Below are 22,895 nucleotides of genomic sequence, written 5' to 3'. Positions count from 1 at the left end.
AGTTTTCATCATTAATATCCGTTCAAAGGAATTTCTATTTGATACGTTTTACCCGTGGTATTGATTAGCTTCGTTTCTCTAAGCCAAGGATTGTGTATTTTTAAAATTTTATAATTAATTCCCTGTCTTTTTGCAAAAGCGACTAGATTAGTAATGGAATAATCTATGGTAACTTTTTTCGTCGGAATCATTTCATACTTATGCTCTTTATTGACTTCGAAACCAAATTTAGGTGGGTTCTTCATAATTTCTTTAAGCGCCATTATTCGGAACAAGTACCGACCAGTTTCCTCATTCATATACAAATCATAATAATTTGTTTGTTTTTGGAAATCTAATAATTTTTTAATTCCAACCAATCCTCTATTATAGGAAGCGGCAGCTAATGTCCAAGAACCAAATTTTGCTTTAGCATTCAAAAGAAAATCGCAGGCTGCCTGAGTTGATTTTTCAAGATGATAGCGCTCATCTACATTCGTATTTACTTCCAAACCTATCTCCCTAGCGGTTTCCGGCATAAATTGCCATACGCCTCTTGCCCCGGCCTTTGACACAACATTTACTAATCCACTTTCTATAACTGCCAAATATTTAAAATCATCTGGAACTCCATTTTTCTTAAGAATGGGTTCTATTACTGGGAAAGCCCGATTGGCTCTCTTCAAAGCCAGAATCGTGTACGAATGGTAATTGGTATTCACTATTAATTCTCTATCAAATCGCTCTTTTACATCTGCAATTTTCAAAGGAGCCTCTTCCCCAGCAAAGTCAATTTTTTCTGGAAAATAATGCAGTTTTACTTCTTTCTTAACAACCTCTTTTTGAACTAATTCTGTATTAGGATTCTTGCATGAAGCGCTAAAAATCAACAAACCTCCTGCCAAACACCGAGCTGCGATAGTACGTACTATTTTAATTTTTCTCATTTTATTAGTTTAGCTGTAATTAATAAAAAAAAACAGTTTATTTATATTTTTGTTCTAACTTTCAATAATGCCAGGTAAATTCGTATTAAACCACCTGTATTTATTTAAAACCATAATATGCGTTCCTCCTTTTACTACGATGCAGTTCTTAATATTTTTTATAGGAAAAACATCATCCATATCGCCATGAATATGAATTACGGTTTCATCGACAACAGTTCTGTCCCATAAAACGACCTGTTCTACTGCCCAGTTTAAGTAGCGAATATCGCGAACGGAAAGAAATTTTTGATATAGTTTCAATCTTTGATTCACTTTATCCCCAAAAGAAAATTTAGCAAGAGTTTCGATATTGGCGATTAAACGCAATGGAATTAACTTATAGGCTTTAGTAGTTTTAGCAATCTTTAATCTTCGCGGAAATTCTGCATTGCTTCTTACACTTGAAACAATAATAACCTTGCGAGCGGCACTATATTTAGCCATTTCTTGAACCAAAATACCTCCAAATGAAACTCCAATTAAAACCGGATTTTCATGTTTGATTTTAGTGGCAATCCGCTTTGCATAATTCGTCAAGGATTCATTGTCTAGTGGAATTTCCCACTCTAATAAGTGTGTTTCAAATGTTTCTTTTGGAAGGACGATCCGCTCAAAAATAGCTGCACTTGCCGCCAAACCTGGCATTAAATAAACATGGATTTTACTCATAATTGTTTTAACGATTTTATAACAATATTCCACTTTTTTATAGCGAATTTTGTATAAAATTAATTTTTTTATCGGTAACCCTCCCATTATTTACTTTATATTATCAATAATTTATGACAATACAACTCTTCACATCAAATACCAGAGGCACGGCTGATTTTGGTTGGCTTAAAGCCAATTTCTCCTTTTCATTTGGAAATTATTTTAATCCTGAGCGACAACAATTTGGCATGTTACGTGTTTTAAATGACGATACTATTGCTGGCGGAACAGGTTTTGGCACCCATGCACACGCCAATATGGAAATCATTACAATCCCTCTTGAAGGTGGTTTGAAGCACCGCGACAGTATGGGAAACGAAGGGATAATTGGCTTTGGGGAAGTGCAAGTGATGAGTGCCGGTTCCGGAGTAGAACATTCTGAAATGAATGCCAGTCAGAAAGAAGAGGCAAAAACATTACAGCTATGGGTATTTCCTGAAACAGAAAACGTGACACCAAGATACGACCAGAAATCATTTGATATTGAAAATCAAATCAATACCTTTGTAAATATTGTTTCGCCAAAGGATCAAAATGATGGCAATGCACTTTGGGTTTACCAGAAAACCTTTTTCCACTTGGGAATTTTCGATAGCGACACCAATTCGAACTACACGGTCCGAATTCCTGAAAATGGTGTCTATTTATTTTTAATCGAAGGCGAAATAGAAATTGACAACCAAGTTTTGAAGGCAAGAGATGCCATGGGAATTACTAATTTTGACAACTTTAAAATCAAAGTTATTTCCAAATCAAAAATACTTTTGGTAGAGGTACCAATGAAATAAAGTTAATTATTATGGATTCAGTAATCCGCATGGAAATCACAGACAATACTTTTGCAAGACAATTTGAAACTACAGTAGAAGAAGGGTTGGTTTCGGTTGAATATTCATTCCAAGAGAGGAAAATATTTTTAACTAAAATAAATGTTCCAGAATCATTCGAAAATGAAGAATTTATCTCTAGTTTCCTAAAAAACATCATGGAAATTGCTACGGAGCGAAAATTTAAAGTCGTGCCCATCTTACCTAAAATCGTGGTGTTTTTCAAAAAAAATCCCATTTATAAAGAATTACTTCCTCCTGGAATAAGGCTATAAAAAAGCGACTGCATATACTAGACTGCCCCCAAAAAGTTTGACACTATTTGGGGGCATTTTTATGAAAAGAAAAGTCAAACTTGAATGCGTAGAATCAGTCAAAAAATATGTTGTTCTAATTTTAATATTAAATACTTCGATCCTATTATAATTTAAATCAGAATACCAAACCAATCCGCTACTAAAAAAAATCGTACTCCTTCACCACTAATAACATAAATCAGCTTATTTAAACTTCAGATTGATTTGTGGAAATAAGAACTTTACAGGACACATCAGCGGTTCATTTAAAAGAAAAAACATAATAACAACAATTATTGAGAAAATCTTAATATCTTTGTAGTTGTTTAAACAACCTTATTATGAAAACTATTTATTCTATTGAAAATCTGCATACTATATTATCAGGAAGAACTCACTCTGCTTTCAATAGAGCATTACTGTCTAATTTCAGAAAAAACAATATCCTATTAACTAGAGAACAGTGGACGGTTTTGGGCGTTTTATGGAAAAATGACGGCTGTACACAACAAACCTTAGCAAATCAAACCTCCACAGACAAACCTGGTATAACGCGCTTAATTGATAATTTAGAAAAAGAAAACCTAGTAGAACGACATCCTGATACCAATGACAAACGACTGAAATTAATTTATCTCACACCCAAGGGAAAATCAATTGAAGAAGAAGTGTTGAATGTCGTCAATCAAACTCTCAAAGAGGCAGTAAAAGATATTGAATCCGAAAGGCTTCAAATAGTAAAAGAGACTTTCCAACAGATCTATGATAATTTAGAAACAAAAAAATAAGATGAAAAAATATTTAGCCCTTTCCGTCCTTCTGCTATTTTCATTTGCGACCAGTTATGCTCAAATAGAAGTTTCAACTTCCTTGCAAGAAGCAGTTCAAAAAGCAATTGAAAAGAACAGTTCTATAAAAAATAAAGAACTCGAAATCGAAAAACTAAACCTTCAGGAAAAGAGCGTTTGGAATAAATATATCCCAACTGTTGAAGCGAGTGCTATTTATTCTTATTATGACAATAAAACTACGATAGATCTTCCCACCACGACAGTGCCCATTATTAATAATCCGCTGTTTGAAGGCAAATCAACTTTCGTTAATTATGGAAACATTTTTAATGGAGGTTTGATGGCAAAAACCGTTCTATTTAGCGGCATGCAAATTCCTAACGGGGCCAAAGCGCTGAAACAAAAAGCCATAGGAACGGAATACCTCAAAGAATCAGAAAAAGACGTTATTATAAAAGACGTCATTAATACTTTTGACCAAATTGCTTTATTAAATGAAGTGGAAAAACTCCTAAATGATAGTGAAAAAAGACTGGAAACAGAAACCAAAAGAGTTTCAAAAGCTATCGAACAAGGTCTTGCTATTCCTTATGACAGAGATAAAATAAAATTAGCTTCATTAGAATTGGGCTCAAAAAGAATAGAACTAGAAGGAAAACGCAAACTAGTCTATAGAAAAATCCGCTATCTTACTGGCTTTACGGATTCAGAGATAAATACTGTTCAATATAATTTGGTTCCTTATCTAATTACAGAAGAAAAATTAAATACCGAAAACAAACAGGAAATTAAAGCCTTAGAATCATTCAAGTTGGCGTACGAATATTTGTTAAAGAAAGAAAAAGGCACTTATCTTCCTACTTTAGGCGTTTTTGGAGGAGTCACTCATTCTAGTCTATTTAATGCAAATACGACAACTCCTATAATCACCGGCATAAATGCTGCGCTCTATTTAGGCTTAAATGAATTGACAATAAGTCCAAATTGGATGATTGGAGCAGGAATGAAATGGGAAGTATTTGCCGGTTTTGAACGAAAACACAAAGTTCATGAAGCCAAGATAAACATCGAACAAGTTCAAAACCAAATTGATGATACCAAAGAAAAATTGCAATTGCTCCTAGAAAACAACCTAGTAAACTATTCTGTTTTGAATCAAAAACTAGAAATAGTCTCGCAACAAGATAAAATCGCCAGTAACAATTTGAACTTAGCCATCAAACAATATAAAGAGGGCCTAATAAATATTTCTGAGCGTTTAGAAGCCGAAAATGATTCTTATAAGGCAGCGTTAAACAAAATAAACACACTTATAGAGCAGCGATTGGCAGCTATTGAAACGATTATAGCAACAGGTGAATTAACAAAACATATTTCAAATTAAATGCAAGAAGCTATGAAAAAAATGATCACTTTGGTGGCAATCTCAACTTTACTTATGGGTTGTGGAAAATCAAAAAACGAGAATCAAATTCAAGGAAAGGTAGAAAAGGAACAAATTGCAGTCGTCAGTAAGATTCCCGGAAAGATTGTAAAAATATTTGTAAAAGAAGGTGATTTGGTAAAAAAAGGAGATACACTTGCCCTCCTTGACATTCCAGAAGTTGACGCAAAAAAGAATCAGGCAGAAGGCGCAGTTACCTCAGCAAGAGCGCAGTACAATATGGCTGTAAAAGGAGCAACTGAAAATCAGATTAAACAACTTGAAGCCAAAAAACAAGGACTAGAAGAACAATATGACTTTGCTCAAAAATCCATAAAACGTTTGAGTAATATGCTCAAAGACTCCTTGGTTTCACAACAAACTTATGATGAAACATTTGCCAAATATCAAGGGGCACAGGCTCAATATGCAGCAGTGCAAGCAGAATTAGACGAAGCAAAAAGAGGCGGACGAATTGAGCAACAAACTATGGCTCTTGGCCAACAAGACAAGGCTATTGGCGCATTACAGGAAGTAGAAACTGCTGACAAAGAACGCTATATCCTTGCTCCCCAAGATATGAGTATCGAAACCATTACATTAAACTTGGGCGAGCTTGCATTACCGGGATATACTTTGTTTAACGGTTATATAACGGATAGTATTTACTTCCGTTTTACCGTCGCGGAAAGCCAATTGGATAAAGTAAAAAAAGGACAGGAAATAACAGTTCATGTTCCCTACAAAAAGAAAGACCTTAAAGGAACTATCACTATAATAAAACAATTAGGAGCTTATGGAAATATTGCAACTGCTTATCCTGATTATGAAATACAGGAAAGTTTGTTCGAAATAAAAGTAACTCCTTCGAATGGCGAAGAAGCAAAAGACCTGATTACAAAAACCACTGTAACTTTATCCCTATAAATTATGCAAAACTTCCTGTCACTTCTCAAAAGAGAATTCAAACTCTTTTGGCAGAATAAAGTACTACGATTGCTTTTTATTGGAGCCCCATTGCTTTATGGTATTTTGTTAGGCTACGTTTATGGCAAGGGAAAAGTAACTGATTTACCCATCATTGTGGTCGATGAAGATCGCAGTGAAATGAGTTCAAAAGCATTGCAAATGTTTGACGATAATGAAGTCCTTAATATCACTTCATTATTATATGACCAAAGTAATCTTTCCCAAATCGCCATAGACAAAGAAGCGGCATGCGTAGTGATTATTCCCAAGGGATTCGAAAAAATGGTATTGACAAAAAAATATCCTGAAATTGTAACGATTGTAAATACCTCAAATGTTTTAACTGCCAATTATGCTTCTACGGCTTTGCAAGTTTGTTTAGGGACCTTAAAAGCTGGAATCCAAATAGAAACGTTACGCAAACAAGGAGTACCGGAAAATTTGGTTGCAACACAATACGAACCGTTTAAAACAACATTCGTAAAAAAGTTCAATCGAAGTACGAACTACATGTATTTTCTTTGGCCTGGAGTATTAGCAGCTGTTTTGCAACAAGTTTTATTACTGGGTTTAGCGTTGGCATTTGCATCAGAATATGAAAATGGTACCTTCAAGGAATTAGTTGAAAAATGTCCCTCGTTACTAAAATTAATGAGCGTGAAAATTATTCCTTATTTGATTATGAGCTTCGGACTGTGGCTATTGTATTGGTTATTTACTTTGTGGTTCAGAATTCCTTTCTATGACAATCTGCTTCCGCTTACGTTTGTCGCAGGAATATTTGTGATTTCTGTGTGCTTCATCGGAATTTTAGTCAGTATTCTGGTTCCGAACCAGCTAAAAGCAACTGAGATCTTAATGGTAATTGCTACACCGAGTTTTATTTTAAGCGGTTTTACCTGGCCTTTAAGTCAGATGCCTGTTTGGGTGCAAGGCATAGCCAATTGCATTCCTTTAACCCATTTCTTAAAAGCTTTCCGGGTTTTAATTATCGAAAACGGTACACTTTCACAAACTTATAGCTCTATCTGGAATATGATCGTGATAGGCCTAGTTTGCGGTTTTTTAGCTTATATCGCTCTGTATTTCAAAAGAAAAAACATCCTAAAGGAAATTTAATTCCCTACTTTACTAAACACAAAAGGCATAAGAATTCATTTATGCCTTTTTTATATCTATAAACAGTTATTCAAAATCTATTTTCTGAACACTATTTCTCGATTTCTTTCATGCTATCCATTTTCTTGTGTGCCAAGAAACCGGTAATATCTTCAAAATGTTCTACTACTCTTTTGTTTCCAAATTCAAACACTTTTGTCGCCAGTCCGTCAAGGAAATCTCTATCGTGTGAAACTAATATTAATGTTCCGTCAAAATCACGCAAAGCATCTTTGATAATGTCTTTAGTTTTCATGTCTAAGTGATTCGATGGTTCATCTAGAATCAATAGATTCACTGGCTCCAATAATAATTTTATCATCGCTAAACGGGTTTTCTCTCCACCAGAAAGCACTTTTACTTTCTTGGTCACATCATCCCCTTGAAACATAAAAGCGCCTAAAATATCTTTTATTTTGGTCCGAACGTCTCCAACAGCAATATCATCAATCGTTTCAAAAATAGTGGCGTTTTCATTTAATAAAGAAGCTTGATTTTGCGCAAAATAACCAATTTGTGCATTATGACCAATTTCTAAACTACCACCATTGATTTCAATCTCTTTCATGATTGCTTTAATCATCGTCGATTTTCCTTCCCCATTTTTGCCTACGAAAGCCACTTTCTCTCCTCTTTCAATAACAATATTAGCGTCTTTAAAAACCACATGATCACCGTATGATTTAGATAAATCTTTTACAATTACCGGATATTGTCCCGAGCGTACTGCTGGCGGAAATTTTAATTTTAATGCTGATGTATCTACTTCATCAACCTGAACGATGACTAATTTCTCTAACATTTTGACACGCGATTGTACCGCATCCGTTTTAGAAAATGTTCCTTTGAAACGATCAATAAAAGTTCGGTTGTCTGCAATCATACGTTGTTGTTCATCGTATGCTTTTTGCTGATGCACGCGTCTGTCTTTTCGCAATTCCAGATAATGAGAATACTTTGCTTTATAATCATAGATTCTTCCCATTGTTACCTCAATCGTTCTGTTGGTAATATTATCTACAAAAGTTTTATCGTGAGAAATTACCACAACGGCTTTGGCCGAGTTAATCAAGAAATCTTCCAACCACTGAATACTTTCAATATCCATGTGATTAGTAGGCTCATCTAGCAAAATTAAATCTGGTTTTTGCAGAAGGATTTTGGCCAACTCAATTCGCATTCTCCAACCTCCTGAAAACTCAGAAGTCTGTCTGTTAAAATCTTCCCGTTCAAAACCCAAACCAACTAAAATCTTCTCTACTTCAGCCTCATAATTTACCTCCTCAATCGCGTAGAATTTCTCACTTAAATCAGAAACCCTTTCGATTAATTTCATGTAGGCATCACTTTCATAATCAGTACGAATGGTCAATTGCTCATTAATTTCATCAATCTCCGCTTTCATTCCAAAAATTTCTCCAAAGGCCTTCGACGTTTCTTCCATCACCGTAGCACCGTCCGTAGTTAATAAATGCTGAGGCAAATAAGCTACTACAGCATCTTTTGGCGCCGAAATATTTCCTGTTGAAGGTTTGCTTTGCCCTGCAATTATTTTAAGAAGCGTTGATTTACCTGCTCCATTTTTACCCATAAGGGCAATTTTATCATTTTCATTAATAGCAAAAGAAACGTCGCTAAAAAGGGTAGTTCCACCAAATTGTACTGAGATATCGTTAACTGTAATCATTGAAATGTAGATTTGTAGATTCGGCTGTTTGTTACGCTGAAAACCGATTTGTTTTAAAAAGTGCAAAGATAGATTAATTAAGTAATTGGTGTACTAAAAAATAAGAGCTTCTAGAAAACAGAATAAATTCTGCTATCTAGAAGCTCTTAAAGTGCATGTATACTAAAGGACTACTCTTCTTTCTTTTTATTTATCGTATTCCAAATATGGGCATTTGACACCCCAATATCTTCTGGATGAAAAACAGGGTCAATTCCTGCTTTTCGTTGTCTTTCGTAATCCTTCAAGGCTAATAATGCTGGCTTTTGTAAAAGAAGAATGGCAATAATATTGAACCAAGCCATTAATCCCACTCCTAAATCACCAATATTCCAAGCCAATTTTGCTTGATTGATGGAGCCATACATAATCACTACCATCATAAACACTTTCAGTAGATGAGTAAAAATAGGAGATTTCAAATTCCTAGTCAAATACGAAATGTTTGTCTCAGCAATATAGTAGTACGCCAATAGAGTCGTAAAAGCGAAGAAAAACAATGCAATGGCCACGAAATAAGAACCAAAACCAGGCAAAACACTGTCCATTGCTGTTTGTGTAAATCCGGGACCAGCCAATACATTTTGTGCTCCTTGATACAAATAGTTGGTAGCTCCATCGGGACCTGATTCTGGATTCAGCACATTATATTTTCCCGTAATCAGTAACATAAATCCAGTAGCTGAACATACTAGCAACGTATCAATATAAACCGAAAAGGACTGAACTAACCCTTGTTTAGTAGGATGCGAAACATTTGCTGCAGCAGCAATATGCGGTGCTGTACCCTGACCTGCTTCATTCGAATAAATCCCTCGTTTCACCCCCCACTGGATTGCTAACCCAAAAACTGCTCCAAAACCAGCTTCCATATTAAAAGCACTTTTAAAAACTAAGGCGATTACACCAGGAAGCTTATCAATATCAATTGCTATAATAATCAGTACAATAACAATATAAGCGATTGCCATTATCGGTACGACAAATTCGGTGAATTTTGCGATTCTTTTTACACCACCAAAAACGATAGCACCAAATATCAAAGCCACCGCTAAACCTGACTTCCAAGTCTCAATTTCAAATGCATTCTGTATTCCGTCTGCAACAGAATTAGCTTGAACACCTGGCAACAAGACTCCTGCAGATATAATAGAAACTACTGCAAATAAGACCCCAAACCATTTTACACCTAAACCTCGCTCAATGTAAAAAGCAGGTCCTCCGCGAAATTCTCCCAAATGCTTTTCCTTATAAATTTGGGCTAATGTAGCCTCAACAAAAGCAGTACTTGCTCCAAAAAAAGCCACCATCCACATCCAAAATAAGGCTCCAGGCCCTCCAAAAGCTATTGCTGTAGCAACCCCTGCAATGTTTCCTGTACCTACTCTGCCTGCCAAAGACATTGACAAAGCCTGAAAAGATGAAACTCCAGACTCGGAACTCTTACCGTCAAACAATAACCTAAACATCTCTTTAACATGACGTATCTGTAAAAAACGCGTTCTTAAAGAAAAATATAACCCAGTCCCCAAACACAAAATAATTAGCGCATTACTCCATACAATACCATTTAACATCCCAATAATCTCTTCCATTAATCTTTTTTATTTAATAATCTAAACTGAGTAAATCGTACTTGTTTTCTAATTATTTTTATAAAAATAAAACATTAAGCCTCAAAAAACTAACTCCGAAGCACTTAAAAGCCTTTTGAGAATACAATTGACTAACAATCAATCCTTAATAAATTAGAAAACAGAGTGCAATAAAAGTATTATTTTATAGTTTTGTATTTGAAATACAGGTCTTTGCATAATCAAACAGCTAAAAAGAAAGTTACCTAATTTCGCAGCTGTTTATTTTTGCGAGAATGCCGCAGATTATGCTGCTGATGACATGCTGGTCCAACGCAATTGAAGAAATAAGAGAAACTATTTTATAAACGGAACCATGAAAAAAAAACTAACTATACTTCTTTTATGCAGTTTCCATTTTATTGTTGCGCAAGGCAACCAAGAAATTGTTAAGAAAGCTTACGAAATACAGACAAAATGGGGTTTTAAGGCTAAAAATAAAAACATTATAACCTTAATTGATTTTTCAAAATCAATTGAGGAAGCAAGACTTTATGTTATTGATTTAAAAAATAGTAAAATACTACTTGAAAGCAATGTCGACCATGGTTCAGGCTCAGGCACTGGACTGAAACCTACTCTATTTAGTAATACCGAAGGAAGCAACGCAACTTCTCTTGGGTGTTATGTTACTTTACAAACGTATAAAGGTACATGGGGTTATTCTTTGCGATTAAATGGCCTAGAGAATGACAAAAACTCCAATGCTTTAAAAAGAAACATCGTGGTCCATTCCTCAAAAAGAATGTATAGTAAATTCAGCTTAGGGTGCTTCTCAGTTCCTGACAAGAATGCTATTATGCTGATTGACTTAATCAAAAATGGCTCCCTCGTTTATGCCTATCAATAAAAAACCTAAAAAGCATCGATTAGGAGGCTTTTTAGGTTTTTTCACTATTCTTAAATAAAGACTAAAGTTGGAATTCAAGTTGATTTAAAAGGAATTCATTCTTAAGTATCAAAAAAACTACTCTTTCCTCCACTTTTTAGATTCCTCAAAAATATGTTCTAAAATAGCCGCTTCTCTTTCATCGAATTCCACATTCCTGCGACTCATGACTAATCGAGCGGTTTCAAAAGCCTTTTTGGTGATATAAGTCGTAAAACCAGAAGCACCTCCCCAAGAAAAACTAGGCACAAAATTGCGTGGAAATCCACTGCCAAAAATATTAGCACTTACTCCTACAACCGTTCCCGTATTGAACATGGTGTTAATCCCACATTTACTGTGGTCTCCCATCATCAAACCACAAAACTGAAGTCCTGTTTTTGCAAATCCTTCGGTTTCATAACTCCACAATTTTACTTCTTCGTAGTTATTTTTTAGATTCGAATTATTACTGTCGGCACCAATATTACACCACTCCCCAAGAACAGAATTTCCTAGGAATCCGTCATGACCTTTATTGGAGTATGCAAACAAAATCGAATTATTAACTTCACCGCCTATTCTGGAATGTGGACCCACGGTTGTAGCTCCATACACCTTAGATGCCATTTTTACAACTGCATTTTCGCACAAGGCAAAAGGCCCTCTGATGACAGATCCTTCCATAATTTCAGCATCTCTGCCGATATAGATCGGACCCGTAGATGCGTTTAAAGTAACAAATTCTAACTTTGCTCCTTCTTCTATGAAAATATTTTCAGGAGCAATTACGTTGACACTTTTTGGAATGGGCTGTGATCTTCTATCCTCTATTAAATATTCAAAGTCTTCTCGAATTGCTGCATCATTCTTAGCAAAAATATCCCACGTATTTTGAACTGTCAAACAGTCCTCATTATATTCTATAATCTCGTAAGCATCAAAATCTACTTCTTCCTGGTCTTCATTGGTATAAAAAGCAATTACTTCATCTCCCTTAAAAATAGCTTGATTTGGTTCTAGATTACTTACCATTTCGACCAAAATATTGTTTGGAAGAAAAGAAGCATTTATCATTACATTCGTTTCTAATTCCACCATTGGAAACTTTTCAGACAAATATTCTTCTGTTAATGTAGTTGTGGTAGATCCCAAACGCATTTCCCACTTTTGACGAATCGTCATAATACCGATTAAAATATCAGCAACTGGACGCGTGAACGTAAAAGGCAACAAGGCGTTTCTAGATGGTCCGTCAAAAAGTATGTAATTCATAAAATTGTTTATTTGTTGATTCGGTTATTTGTTGATTAAAAATTAATTCAAACAATTTCCCTTTTTATAATATTGACTTCAAAGTTACAAAGTTTTCAAATATAAAATAAAAAAGCCCTCCAAAAAGGAGGGCTTTGATGTATTTAAAAACGAGCTTTTATTATTTAGCGTGTTTCGCGTATTTAGTTTTGAACTTGTCAATACGTCCTGCAGTATCAATAAGTTTAGATTTACCTGTGTAAAAAGGGTGAGACGTTCTAGAGATCTCCATTTTTACAACTGGGTATTCAACACCATCAACTGTTAATGTTTCTCTTGTATCTGCAGTAGATTTAGTGATAAAAACTTCGTCATTTGACATGTCTTTAAATGCAACTAATCTGTAATTTTCTGGGTGAATTCCTTTTTTCATCTTGTTAATCTTTTTTTATTTGTTAATTATAAGTTGTCTTGAAGCTTTTCTTCTAACAGAAAAGGTATAAACACCTCATAACTTTTTGTTTTACACTATTATTTTGAGTTTGCAAATTTACAATTATTTTTCAATAAACAAATCTTTGAAACACTTTTTTTATATAATTGTAAAAACCGATTTTTAGCTCTGAATATATTGGGAATTGTTATATTTGTCGACTAATTCTAAAACAACCAAAATGATCAACGAAATTATTAAAAAGAATGGAATAACCTTTGGAGTAGCCATCGGAATTGTTTCTGCATTAATTACAGCAACAATATACGCTATTGATTTAAATTTGTTCACTTCTTGGTGGATTGGCGTTTTGAGTATTTTAACCTATCTTGTTCTGGGAATTGTCTTGCTTTCTAAAACAAAAAGAGAACTGAACGGTGTTTTCTCTTTCAAAGATGCTTTTACAACATACTTCATTGCCATACTAATAGGTATATTGATTTCTACTCTTTTTAATATTCTTTTATTTAATTTCATTGATCCTTCAGCTAAAGATACTTTAAGTGAATTAATGATTAAGTACACTGTAAATATGATGCAGAAGTTTGGAACACCAGCATCAGCCATTAATGAAGCCATAGCTAAATTAAGAGAAAATAGTCCTTATTCTACTGTAGAATTACTTAAAGGTTCTGTTTTTAGTATTGTTTTTAGTTCAATTTTTGGTTTAATTTTGGCGGCATTCTTTAAAAGCAAATCCACACAAGAATAAAAATTAATGAATTTATCCATACTCATACCGCTTCTAAATGAAGAGGAATCGCTTAGTGAACTTTACAATTGGATCATCAAAGTGATGCAATCTCATAATTACACCTACGAAATCATTTTTCTAGATGACGGAAGTACGGATAATTCATGGAATATAATTGAAGGGTTTGCCGTTGAAAACTCAAATGTAAAAGGCGTTCGATTCATGAAAAATTTTGGCAAATCGCAGGCTTTGCATGCTGGTTTTGCAAAAGCCCAAGGGGATGTCATCATTACCATGGATGCCGATTTACAAGACAGTCCAGAGGAAATTCCAGGATTGTACGATATGATTATCAACGGGAAATATGATTTAGTTTCCGGTTGGAAAAAGAAACGTTACGATTCCGTAGTGGCAAAAAACTTGCCTTCGAAATTATTTAATTGGGCGGCGAGAAAAACATCTGGTGTAGAATTGAATGATTTCAATTGTGGATTGAAAGCTTATAAAAATATTGTTGTAAAAAACATTGAGGTTTCTGGCGAAATGCACCGATACATTCCAGTTTTGGCTAAAAATGCCGGTTTTGGAAAAATTGGCGAAAAAGTAGTACAGCATCAAGCTCGGAAATATGGTGAAACTAAATTTGGCATGGAACGTTTCATTAATGGATTCTTGGATTTAATTACCATTTGGTTTCTGTCTCGTTTTGGCAAAAGACCGATGCACCTTTTTGGCGCTATGGGTTCCTTCATGTTTATCATTGGATTTGTGCTTGCGGGATATATTGGCGTTTCCAAATTGTACCACATGTACAATGACATGCGCTATAGTCTGGTAACGAATAATCCTTGGTTTTTTATTGCATTGACCACGATGATTTTGGGAACACAACTATTTTTGGCTGGATTTCTAGGTGAAATCATTTTGCGAACAAAAAATAATGAAGAGCGTTATAAAGTTTCGAGTGAAGTTAATTTTTTATAATTTAGACTTCTTGGTAGCAGGTACTGATATAAAAAACAGCTCCCTTAAGATTTCGTTTTTGAAGTCACTGAAATAAAGTTTACTAGTATGAGGTCGCAAATTGTGACCTCAAACGAAGTAGAATTAAGATATATACCCTCTTCCTTTACTGAAAACGGAGCGATAAATTTTTTGAGTGCCGTAAACAGCAATAAGGCAATTAGGAATTGAAAATCATTTTCCAGATATTTATGAAGCCGTAAATTATCTTGAAGATAAATATGTTGATGCAAAAATCGATACCGAAAGAAATAAAATTGGTTGCAAAAAATAATTTTCTATCACCTACTAACTAGCCCTGATAGCAGTGAAAATCCTTTTATGCTGGGGTTCAGCATAAAAGATTGTAACGCATAGCAGGATTAAGCTCCTAAAAAAAACAATTGGATTTAAATTTAAACTCCGAATTTAGAAACTAAAAAAAAATACAGCATGGAAATCAAACAAAACATTTTAGATGCAGTAAATGAGTGGTTAACACCAACATTTGATACCGCTACGCAGGAAGCGATTAAAGAATTAATGACTACCTCTCCAAAAGATCTAGAGGAGAGTTTTTACAAAAATCTTGAATTTGGAACTGGCGGAATGCGCGGTATTATGGGCGTGGGAAACAATCGTATCAATAAATATACGCTGGGAAAAAGCACGCAAGGACTTTCAGATTATATGCACACTGCCTTTCCTAACCAGCCTTTGAAAGCCGTTATTGCTTATGATTGTCGTCATAATAGTGATACGCTAGCCAAATTAGTTGCAGATGTTTTTAGTGCTAATGGTGTTGAAGTATATTTATTTTCCGATATGAGACCTACTCCAGAATTGTCTTTTGCTGTGAAACATTTGGGTTGCCAATGCGGAATTGTGCTTACGGCATCTCATAATCCGCCTGAATATAACGGATACAAAGTATACTGGCAAGATGGTGGACAAATCGTACCGCCAGAAGACGAAGGCATCATCAATGTTATTGAAAATTTAAATTACAATCAGATTAAATTTACTGCAAATGAAAATTTGATTCATTATATTGATACAGAAATTGATAAAGCTTTTATCAAATCTACAATTGAAAATGCGAGTTTTGGTACTTCGGCTGAAGCCAAAAAAGAGCTGAATATTGTTTTCACCTCTTTGCACGGCACTTCTATAAAATTAGTTCCTGATACATTATCTCAAGCGGGCTATCCTAATGTGAATATTGTTGAAGAACAACGAGTACCTAATGGGGACTTCCCTACCGTTAAATCTCCAAATCCTGAAGAGCCAGAAGCATTGACAATGGCTTTGGCCTTGGCAGACAAAACCAATTCGGATATTGTAATTGGGACGGATCCTGATTGTGATCGATTGGGAGTTGCGGTTAGAAATAACGAAGGTAAAATGACCTTGCTGAACGGAAATCAAACTATGATTTTGATGACTGCCTTTTTACTGGAACAATGGAAAAAAGCGGGCAAAATCAACGGAAAACAATTTGTTGGATCAACCATAGTTTCGACTCCGATGATGATGGAATTGGCAACAAACTACGATGTGGAATGCAAAGTGGGATTGACCGGCTTTAAATGGATTGCCAAGATGATCAAAGACTTTCCAGAGTTAGAATTCATAGGCGGTGGCGAAGAAAGTTTTGGATACATGGTTGGTGATGCTGTACGTGATAAGGATGCTGTTGCGGCTACTTTATTGATTTGCGAATTAGCGGCTCAAGCCAAAGCAAAAGGAAGTACCGTTTATAAAGAACTCCTTACATTGTATGTTGATAACGGATTTTACAAAGAACATTTGGTTTCATTGACTAAAAAAGGAATGGACGGTTTGCAAGAAATCAATCAGATGATGATTGACATGAGAGAAAATCCAATGAAAGAAATCAACGGCCAACGTGTCATTATGCTGGAAGATTACCAATCTTCAATCGCTAAAAACTTGTTGGATGGAACCGAATCAACAATGGTCATTCCAAAATCGAACGTATTGATTTATTACACCGAAGACGGCTCAAAAATATGTGCTAGACCAAGTGGAACGGAGCCAAAAATTAAATTCTATATCAGTGTAAATACCGAACTGGATGCTGTAGAAGATTTTGACGGTGTAGAAAGCATTTTAAACGAAAAGATTAAAAATATTATTATTGCAATGCAGTTGAACTAATGGATAAAAGTTTATTAAAATTATTGCCTTATACAAAACCTTATAAATCGCACATCATTTGGAATGTGATCTATAATATTTTGTACGCTTTATTCAGCACTATTTCTATGTTAACATTACTTCCAGTGCTGGAAGTGCTTTTTGGCAAAACAAAAGCCGTACTTACAAAACCCATATATACTGGAATAGGTGATATTAAACAATATGGTACTGATTACATGTATTATCAAATTTCTACATTGACACAAGGCAACAGCATACAAGTAGCCTTGTTATTTGTAGTTTTAATGGTAATAACGACCTTTTTATTCAAGAACTTATTCAACTATTTAGCCTCACATCACATTATGCACCTAAAGAATGGTGTGTTAAGAGATTTGCGAAAGTCAATGTATGATAAGATTATAGAATTACCCATTTCTTATTATTCGGAGAAAAGAAAAGGGGATATTATGGCACGCATGCTGGGTGATGTCAATGAAGTACAAAACTCCTTTTTCTCTATTTTAGAACTAGTTGTAAAAGAGCCGCTAACCATTATTTTTGCGCTAGTTACCATGTTTATTCTTAGCGTAAAACTGACCTTATTTGTTCTGATTTTCCTACCAATTTCTGGCTGGATTATTTCCAAATTAGCTAAAAATTTGAGAGCCAAATCTCTAGAAGCTCAAAAAGAAAGTGGCTTCTTGATTTCAATTGTCGATGAAACATTAGGAGGATTAAAAGTAATCAAGAGTTATAATGCCGAACCTAATTTCAAAAGCAGATTCAATGATTCGGTTACACGCTTGTTAAATTTAACAAACAGTATAGGAAGTAAAAACAACTTAGCTACACCTTTGAGTGAATTTCTAGGTGTAACAACAATTGCCATGCTACTTTTTTATGGTGGTAGTTTAGTTTTAATAGACAAAACACTTGAGGGATCGGCTTTTATTGTATACTTAACCTTGGCTTTTAATATTCTTACTCCCGCCAAAGCAATTTCTAAAGCTTCTTATGCTGTGAAAAATGGTTTAGCAGCAGCAGAACGTGTTTTTGAAGTTTTAGAAGTGGAGAACGAAATCACCTCTAAGGAAAATGCGATTCAAAAAAATACATTTGAATCAGACATCACTATTAAAAACATCAACTTTAAATATGAAGACGAAAATGTGCTAAAGAACTTTTCGCTTCAAGTTAAAAAAGGACAAACAGTTGCACTTGTAGGACAATCTGGTAGCGGAAAAAGTACGATTGCTAATTTATTAACCCGTTTTTACGATGTAAATGAAGGAACAATCGCTATTGACGGGACCAATATACAAGATCTAGACTTGCAGTCACTTCGCGGATTAATGGGTTTAGTTACACAGGATAGTATTTTATTTAATGACACTATAAAAGCAAATATTTCATTAGGAAAATTAAACGCTACCGATGACGAAATTATCGAGGCGTTGAAAATTGCCAATGCCTATGAATTCGTTAAAGATTTACCAAAAGGTATTCATACCAACATTGGCGACAGCGGAAACAAACTTTCTGGTGGTCAGAAACAACGTTTGTCAATTGCACGTGCAGTACTGAAAAATCCTCCAATTATGATTTTGGATGAAGCGACCTCAGCACTAGATACCGAAAGCGAAAAATTTGTTCAAATCGCCTTAGAAAACATGATGCAAAACAGAACTTCGATTGTAATCGCCCACCGATTATCTACAATTCAAAAAGCAGATGTAATTGTTGTAATGCAAAAAGGTAAAATAGTAGAGCAAGGAAACCACGAAGAGCTAATCGCTTTAAATGGCGTGTATAATAAATTAGTCACGCTGCAGTCTTTTGAGTAGCAGCGAGATTTAGGAAGTAGTATTATTTTTTAAAGTTAAAATAAAAAAAATGTACATCAAAAATCCAACGATAAAACTCCCTGAAAATCCAAACACCGTTGTTTGGAAATACCTAGACTTATCTAAGTTTTTGGATTTATTAATGTCTGAAAAGCTATTCATGTCACGATCTGATAAATTCGAAGATCAATATGAAGGTACTTTTAGCGAACCCACTTTTGAAGAAATAAAAAAGCTTTCGATAGACAATCCTGATTTTTTGAACTATTATAAAACACATCGGGAAAAAGTAGCCGTCAGCAGCTGGCATATCAATGAATATGAATCCTTTGCCATGTGGCAAATTTTCACGCAAAACAGTGAAGGTTTAGCCATTCAATCTACCATTAAGCGTTTGCAAGAAGCCTTAGCTCCGGAAGTAAATTTCAATCAATATATTGGACAAGTAAATTACATCGACTACAAGAAAGAGCACATTCCGTTTGATGATTTATTTTTTCCCTTTTTATTCAAGCGCAAAAGTTTTCAATATGAAGGTGAAGTACGTATCCTTACTGATATTGGTGAAAGCGAGATTAAAATTAATGAAGGATTGAAAATCAATGTAGACATCAATGTATTAATCGAAAAAATATACATTCATCCCAAATCCGAGAACTGGTATAAAAACCTTGTGATTCAATTAGTAAAACAGTTGGGTTTTGATTTCAAAATTGAAAAATCAGATTTAGAGAGTGATATTTTGATTTGAAATCAGTGCTTCTAAACTGGCTCATAGCCAATAATTTTCCATTCCTTATTTGACAAATCGATATAGTAATAGTTAACGACATCATTTTTATCAAATTCACCATTTTTATTGGTATCCTCAACGGTTCGAAAGTACAATCGGTTTTTAGATCCAATCAATTTCCAATCGATTAATTCTTGAAAATCAGATGACATCTTAGTGAATCGCTCACCACTAATATCGCTTAAATACAATGCTTTAATATCACTTGTGTCTAATTTTCCATCCTTATTCGTGTCCATATCTACCATGGTATAGACCATAATTTGGTTATTGGTCTTATCCGCAACCGACTTCAAATAGGTTGCTGTTTGAATCAAAACAGGTCTTTCGGTTAATTTTCTAATAGAATCTGAATCTACCTTTTGAAATTTTATATTCTGTAAAAAACCGGTGATTTCATATTCGCCGTAGTTTGAGATCGTAAAACTCAAATCATTGACACTAGAGGAACCGTATCTAGATTTTACTCCTCGCTCCCGAATACTTAAATCTGCAATAGGATGAAGCAGGTAGTCCGTACCTTCCATTTGAAGTGGCAAATCAGCAATTTGTATTTGAGTAGAATCAGCTTTGCTTAATTCTTTTGCTCTATTTGTGCCATCATAAGTAACTTTTGGTCTTTCGACTTCCTCTTTACAACTTGTTAAAAGTAAAATTGTAATTCCTATTATTGTGATGTGTATTTTTTTCATGTTGTTGTACTATTAAAATTCAAATGTAATCATTTTTAAAAATGGTAACGCCATTCAATACTTGATTTAACTAATAAAAATTGGACCCTACCTTCGTTAGAATTCCCCATTACAACTTCGCTGTCAATTTTACATTAAAAACTCTGGTGGTCATATAATTAGGAATTGCATATTGATTTTTCGAATACACATCCCGAACCCAAGTATTGGTAATCGCATTTTGATTGTCAAAAAGATTAAAAATTTCTAAGCCTATTGCCAACTCTCTAAAATCTTTCAACCAGCCCGTATTATTTTCCTTTTTAGTAGCATGATCAATAAAAACCTTAGAAAAACCTACATCTACACGGCGGTAATCATTCAATCGGTTTTGGTATAAATAGGGATCGGCATACGAGGGGGAACCGCCAGGTAATCCCGTGTTGTAAACTAAATTCAAATATAATTTTATACTTGGAATGGCAGGCATATAATCTTGGAACAAAAGTCCAAATTTCAATCTTTGATCCGTGGGTCTTGCAATAAATCCTTTTTCATTGCTATTTTCTTCCGTTTTCAAATAACCAAAACTAAACCACGATTCTGTTCCAGGAACAAATTCCCCATTCAAGCGCACATCTAACCCTTGTGCATAAGCCGTAGCATCGTTATTAGCAGCATATCGAATCCGAACATTGTCTATTGTATAGGTATTGACATTTGTTAGCACTTTATAATACAGTTCTGAAACCAATTTAAAAGGACGATTCCACATTTTGAAACTATAGTCATTCCCCAAAACAACATGAACCGATTGCTGCGCTTCCGTATTAGGTTGCACTTTTCCATTACTATCTCTTAACTCCCTGTAAAATGGTGGCTGATGGTATAATCCTCCTGAAAGTCTAAAGACCATATCTTTCTCCCAATCTGGTTTAATGGCAAATTGCACTCTAGGGCTGAAAGTTGTTTGGGATTTTCCTATAATAGTTGCTCCTGAAACTTCCCAATTGTGCATTCGGACGCCAGCATTATACCAGACCTCACTAGTCCCAATATTGGATTTCATACTCCACTGACCATAACCTGAGAATCTATTAATGGAATTAAAATTAGTCGCACGGATATTTTGATACGGGACAAGTGGCCCGGTGTAAGGCGAATACGGCTGATTATTTTTTGGCAAATCTATAATTGGCGGATTCAAAGAAAAACCGGCCGAATCAATAACTTCCCACTCAATTATTCTGTCCCGAATGGATTCTCGCGTGTATTTAATTCCCCATTCAAATTGGCTTTCTTTCCAATCATGAAATCCTTTGATTTCGGTATTTACAATCAAGGCATCCAAATCATTACGAGCATGACTCAGCTGAGAACCAATTCCTCTCGTAAAAGCTACGTCACCAAACGTTTCAGAACCTATACTGGCATCAACTTCGCCAAGGCGGTATTGCGCAAAAATGTCAAAATATTCTTGTTCTAAAGTATGAAACATAGACCCTATGAATTTCAGGGTAAAATTATCTGAGACGTTGTAGGTTGTTTTTAAAGCTCCAAAATAAGTATCGTATTTATCCTTTTCTTGACCTTCATAAAAAACAGTAAGCGCCATAGGATTGTCTATCGTTCCAAATTTAGTCTGTCTTGTTAAGGGCTGATATTGGTATTTATTTTGAGAAATATTCCCTAGGAAACTCCACTGCCATTTAGCGGAGGCTTGATAATTGATATTGGTTTGTACATCAGCAAATGATGGCGTAAAATTAGTTTGCGTCTCTTGACTTTTTACCAAAAGGCTATTGTTTCGATATCGAACTCCCGTAACAGCTGACCATTTTTTATCTTTGGAAACCGCATCAACCGAAAGGCTTCCGCCAAGAAAACTAGCTTCAACGCTTGCGCCAAATTGAATCGGTTTTCTATAGATAATATCCAATACCGAAGATAATTTATCGCCAAACTTGGCTTGAAAACCACCTGCTGAAAACTCAACATTTTGAACTAAATCCGTATTGGTAAAACTTAAACCTTCTTGTTGTCCTGAACGAATCAAGAACGGACGATACACTTCGATTTCATTAACATAGACCAAATTCTCGTCATAATTTCCACCGCGCACTGCATATTGTGTACTCAATTCATTATTAGAGTTTACTCCTGGCAAGGTTTTTAAAATATTTTCAATTCCAGCATTAGCACCAGGAATTTTTCGAAGGATCTCCGGCTCAATTGTAGTAATTCCTTGAATCAACTTTCTATTATTCGCCGTAACAATAACTTCCCCCATTTGCTCTTCTTGGTCACTCATCACTGGGTTGAACTCTTTCTCCTCATTAGAATCCAAATAAAAGGTAATCGTGATTTTCTTTAAAGAGACATGCGTAAAAACGACCTTTACATTTTGGTTCGCAGGGACTTTTAGATTGTAAAATCCGTTTTTATTGGACTGTGTACCAATATTGGAATAGGAAACATTTACGTTTTCTAAGGGCTGATTGTTTTTGTCTAAAATAACCCCTTTAATCCGAGCCGTTTGGGCAGAAAGACTGAGGCTACATAAGTAAAAAAAGAATACAGAAACTAATTGATTCGCGTTCAAAGGGT

Annotated in this window: 20 protein-coding genes; 12 read left to right on the top strand and 8 right to left on the bottom strand. The window is 34.9% G+C overall.

Annotated elements, in window-relative coordinates:
• Positions 1–11: 11 nt before the first annotated feature.
• Positions 12–926: a lytic transglycosylase domain-containing protein gene (locus BUC11_RS00560; RefSeq protein WP_073350815.1), complete on the bottom strand. Its 915-nt coding sequence runs from the start codon at positions 924–926 to the stop codon at positions 12–14.
• Between the two features lie 54 nt (positions 927–980).
• Positions 981–1,637 carry an alpha/beta hydrolase gene (locus tag BUC11_RS00555; protein ID WP_073351046.1) on the bottom strand — a complete coding sequence of 219 codons (657 nt, stop codon included), beginning with the start codon at positions 1,635–1,637 and terminating at the stop codon, positions 981–983.
• A 113-nt stretch (positions 1,638–1,750) separates the two neighbouring features.
• Between BUC11_RS00555 and BUC11_RS00550 the strand changes: the two genes are divergently transcribed.
• The 6 genes from BUC11_RS00550 to BUC11_RS00525 all read left to right on the top strand — a co-directional run bounded on the left by BUC11_RS00550 (position 1,751) and on the right by BUC11_RS00525 (position 7,104).
• Positions 1,751–2,467, top strand: coding sequence for a pirin family protein (locus BUC11_RS00550; RefSeq protein ID WP_073350813.1), 717 nt, complete (start codon positions 1,751–1,753; stop codon positions 2,465–2,467).
• 29 nt (positions 2,468–2,496) lie between these two features.
• On the top strand, positions 2,497–2,781 hold the full coding sequence (locus BUC11_RS00545) for a GNAT family N-acetyltransferase (protein WP_073351044.1): 285 nt from the start codon (positions 2,497–2,499) through the stop codon (positions 2,779–2,781).
• Positions 2,782–3,143: 362 nt separating this feature from the next.
• Positions 3,144–3,590, top strand: coding sequence for a MarR family winged helix-turn-helix transcriptional regulator (locus BUC11_RS00540; protein WP_073350811.1), 447 nt, complete (start codon positions 3,144–3,146; stop codon positions 3,588–3,590).
• Position 3,591: 1 nt separating this feature from the next.
• Positions 3,592–4,977 (top strand): TolC family protein, encoded by a 1,386-nt coding sequence (locus BUC11_RS00535; protein WP_073350810.1) that lies wholly within the window; start codon positions 3,592–3,594, stop codon positions 4,975–4,977.
• Between the two features lie 12 nt (positions 4,978–4,989).
• A complete protein-coding gene (locus tag BUC11_RS00530; protein WP_073351043.1) occupies positions 4,990–5,943 on the top strand; it encodes an HlyD family secretion protein in 954 nt (317 codons plus the stop codon).
• A gap of 3 nt (positions 5,944–5,946) precedes the next feature.
• Positions 5,947–7,104, top strand: coding sequence for an ABC transporter permease (locus tag BUC11_RS00525; RefSeq protein ID WP_073350808.1), 1,158 nt, complete (start codon positions 5,947–5,949; stop codon positions 7,102–7,104).
• 91 nt (positions 7,105–7,195) lie between these two features.
• Here the strand turns inward: BUC11_RS00525 and BUC11_RS00520 are convergent, their stop codons facing one another.
• Both BUC11_RS00520 and BUC11_RS00515 read right to left on the bottom strand, forming a co-directional pair.
• Positions 7,196–8,830 carry an ABC-F family ATP-binding cassette domain-containing protein gene (locus BUC11_RS00520; RefSeq protein WP_073351041.1) on the bottom strand — a complete coding sequence of 545 codons (1,635 nt, stop codon included), beginning with the start codon at positions 8,828–8,830 and terminating at the stop codon, positions 7,196–7,198.
• A gap of 170 nt (positions 8,831–9,000) precedes the next feature.
• On the bottom strand, positions 9,001–10,464 hold the full coding sequence (locus BUC11_RS00515; RefSeq protein ID WP_073350806.1) for an alanine/glycine:cation symporter family protein: 1,464 nt from the start codon (positions 10,462–10,464) through the stop codon (positions 9,001–9,003).
• A 355-nt stretch (positions 10,465–10,819) separates the two neighbouring features.
• Between BUC11_RS00515 and BUC11_RS00510 the strand changes: the two genes are divergently transcribed.
• Positions 10,820–11,353, top strand: a complete 534-nt coding sequence (locus tag BUC11_RS00510; protein WP_073350803.1) for a murein L,D-transpeptidase catalytic domain family protein — start codon at positions 10,820–10,822, stop codon at positions 11,351–11,353.
• 117 nt (positions 11,354–11,470) lie between these two features.
• Here BUC11_RS00510 and BUC11_RS00505 read toward each other — a convergent pair whose 3' ends face one another.
• Positions 11,471–12,646: a GlmU family protein gene (locus tag BUC11_RS00505; RefSeq protein WP_073350801.1), complete on the bottom strand. Its 1,176-nt coding sequence runs from the start codon at positions 12,644–12,646 to the stop codon at positions 11,471–11,473.
• A gap of 160 nt (positions 12,647–12,806) precedes the next feature.
• Entirely contained in the window at positions 12,807–13,058 is a 252-nt protein-coding gene (locus BUC11_RS00500) for a type B 50S ribosomal protein L31 (RefSeq protein ID WP_066077760.1), read from the bottom strand.
• 241 nt (positions 13,059–13,299) lie between these two features.
• Here BUC11_RS00500 and BUC11_RS00495 point away from each other — a divergent pair, with 241 nt between their 5' ends.
• From BUC11_RS00495 to BUC11_RS00475, 5 genes are all read left to right on the top strand, one after another.
• Positions 13,300–13,830: a DUF4199 domain-containing protein gene (locus BUC11_RS00495; protein WP_073350799.1), complete on the top strand. Its 531-nt coding sequence runs from the start codon at positions 13,300–13,302 to the stop codon at positions 13,828–13,830.
• Positions 13,831–13,836: 6 nt separating this feature from the next.
• Positions 13,837–14,796 carry a glycosyltransferase family 2 protein gene (locus BUC11_RS00490; RefSeq protein ID WP_073350797.1) on the top strand — a complete coding sequence of 320 codons (960 nt, stop codon included), beginning with the start codon at positions 13,837–13,839 and terminating at the stop codon, positions 14,794–14,796.
• A gap of 471 nt (positions 14,797–15,267) precedes the next feature.
• A complete protein-coding gene (locus BUC11_RS00485; RefSeq protein WP_073350795.1) occupies positions 15,268–16,995 on the top strand; it encodes a phospho-sugar mutase in 1,728 nt (575 codons plus the stop codon).
• The gene (locus tag BUC11_RS00480) at positions 16,995–18,824 is read left to right on the top strand and encodes an ABC transporter ATP-binding protein (RefSeq protein ID WP_073350793.1); all 1,830 of its coding nucleotides are present in this window, start codon (positions 16,995–16,997) and stop codon (positions 18,822–18,824) included. The genes BUC11_RS00485 and BUC11_RS00480 overlap by 1 nt, the downstream gene beginning before the upstream one ends.
• Before the next feature lie 49 nt (positions 18,825–18,873).
• A complete protein-coding gene (locus tag BUC11_RS00475; RefSeq protein ID WP_073350791.1) occupies positions 18,874–19,575 on the top strand; it encodes a hypothetical protein in 702 nt (233 codons plus the stop codon).
• 11 nt (positions 19,576–19,586) lie between these two features.
• Here BUC11_RS00475 and BUC11_RS00470 read toward each other — a convergent pair whose 3' ends face one another.
• Together BUC11_RS00470 and BUC11_RS00465 are read right to left on the bottom strand one after the other, a co-directional pair.
• Entirely contained in the window at positions 19,587–20,309 is a 723-nt protein-coding gene (locus tag BUC11_RS00470; RefSeq protein ID WP_073350789.1) for a hypothetical protein, read from the bottom strand.
• Positions 20,310–20,418: 109 nt separating this feature from the next.
• Positions 20,419–22,890, bottom strand: coding sequence for a TonB-dependent receptor (locus tag BUC11_RS00465; protein WP_073350788.1), 2,472 nt, complete (start codon positions 22,888–22,890; stop codon positions 20,419–20,421).
• Positions 22,891–22,895: the final 5 nt, after the last annotated feature.

Source organism: Flavobacterium xanthum (genome assembly GCF_900142695.1).
In the GTDB taxonomy this organism is placed as follows: domain Bacteria; phylum Bacteroidota; class Bacteroidia; order Flavobacteriales; family Flavobacteriaceae; genus Flavobacterium; species Flavobacterium xanthum.
This window is presented reverse-complemented; position numbering and strand designations above follow the sequence as displayed.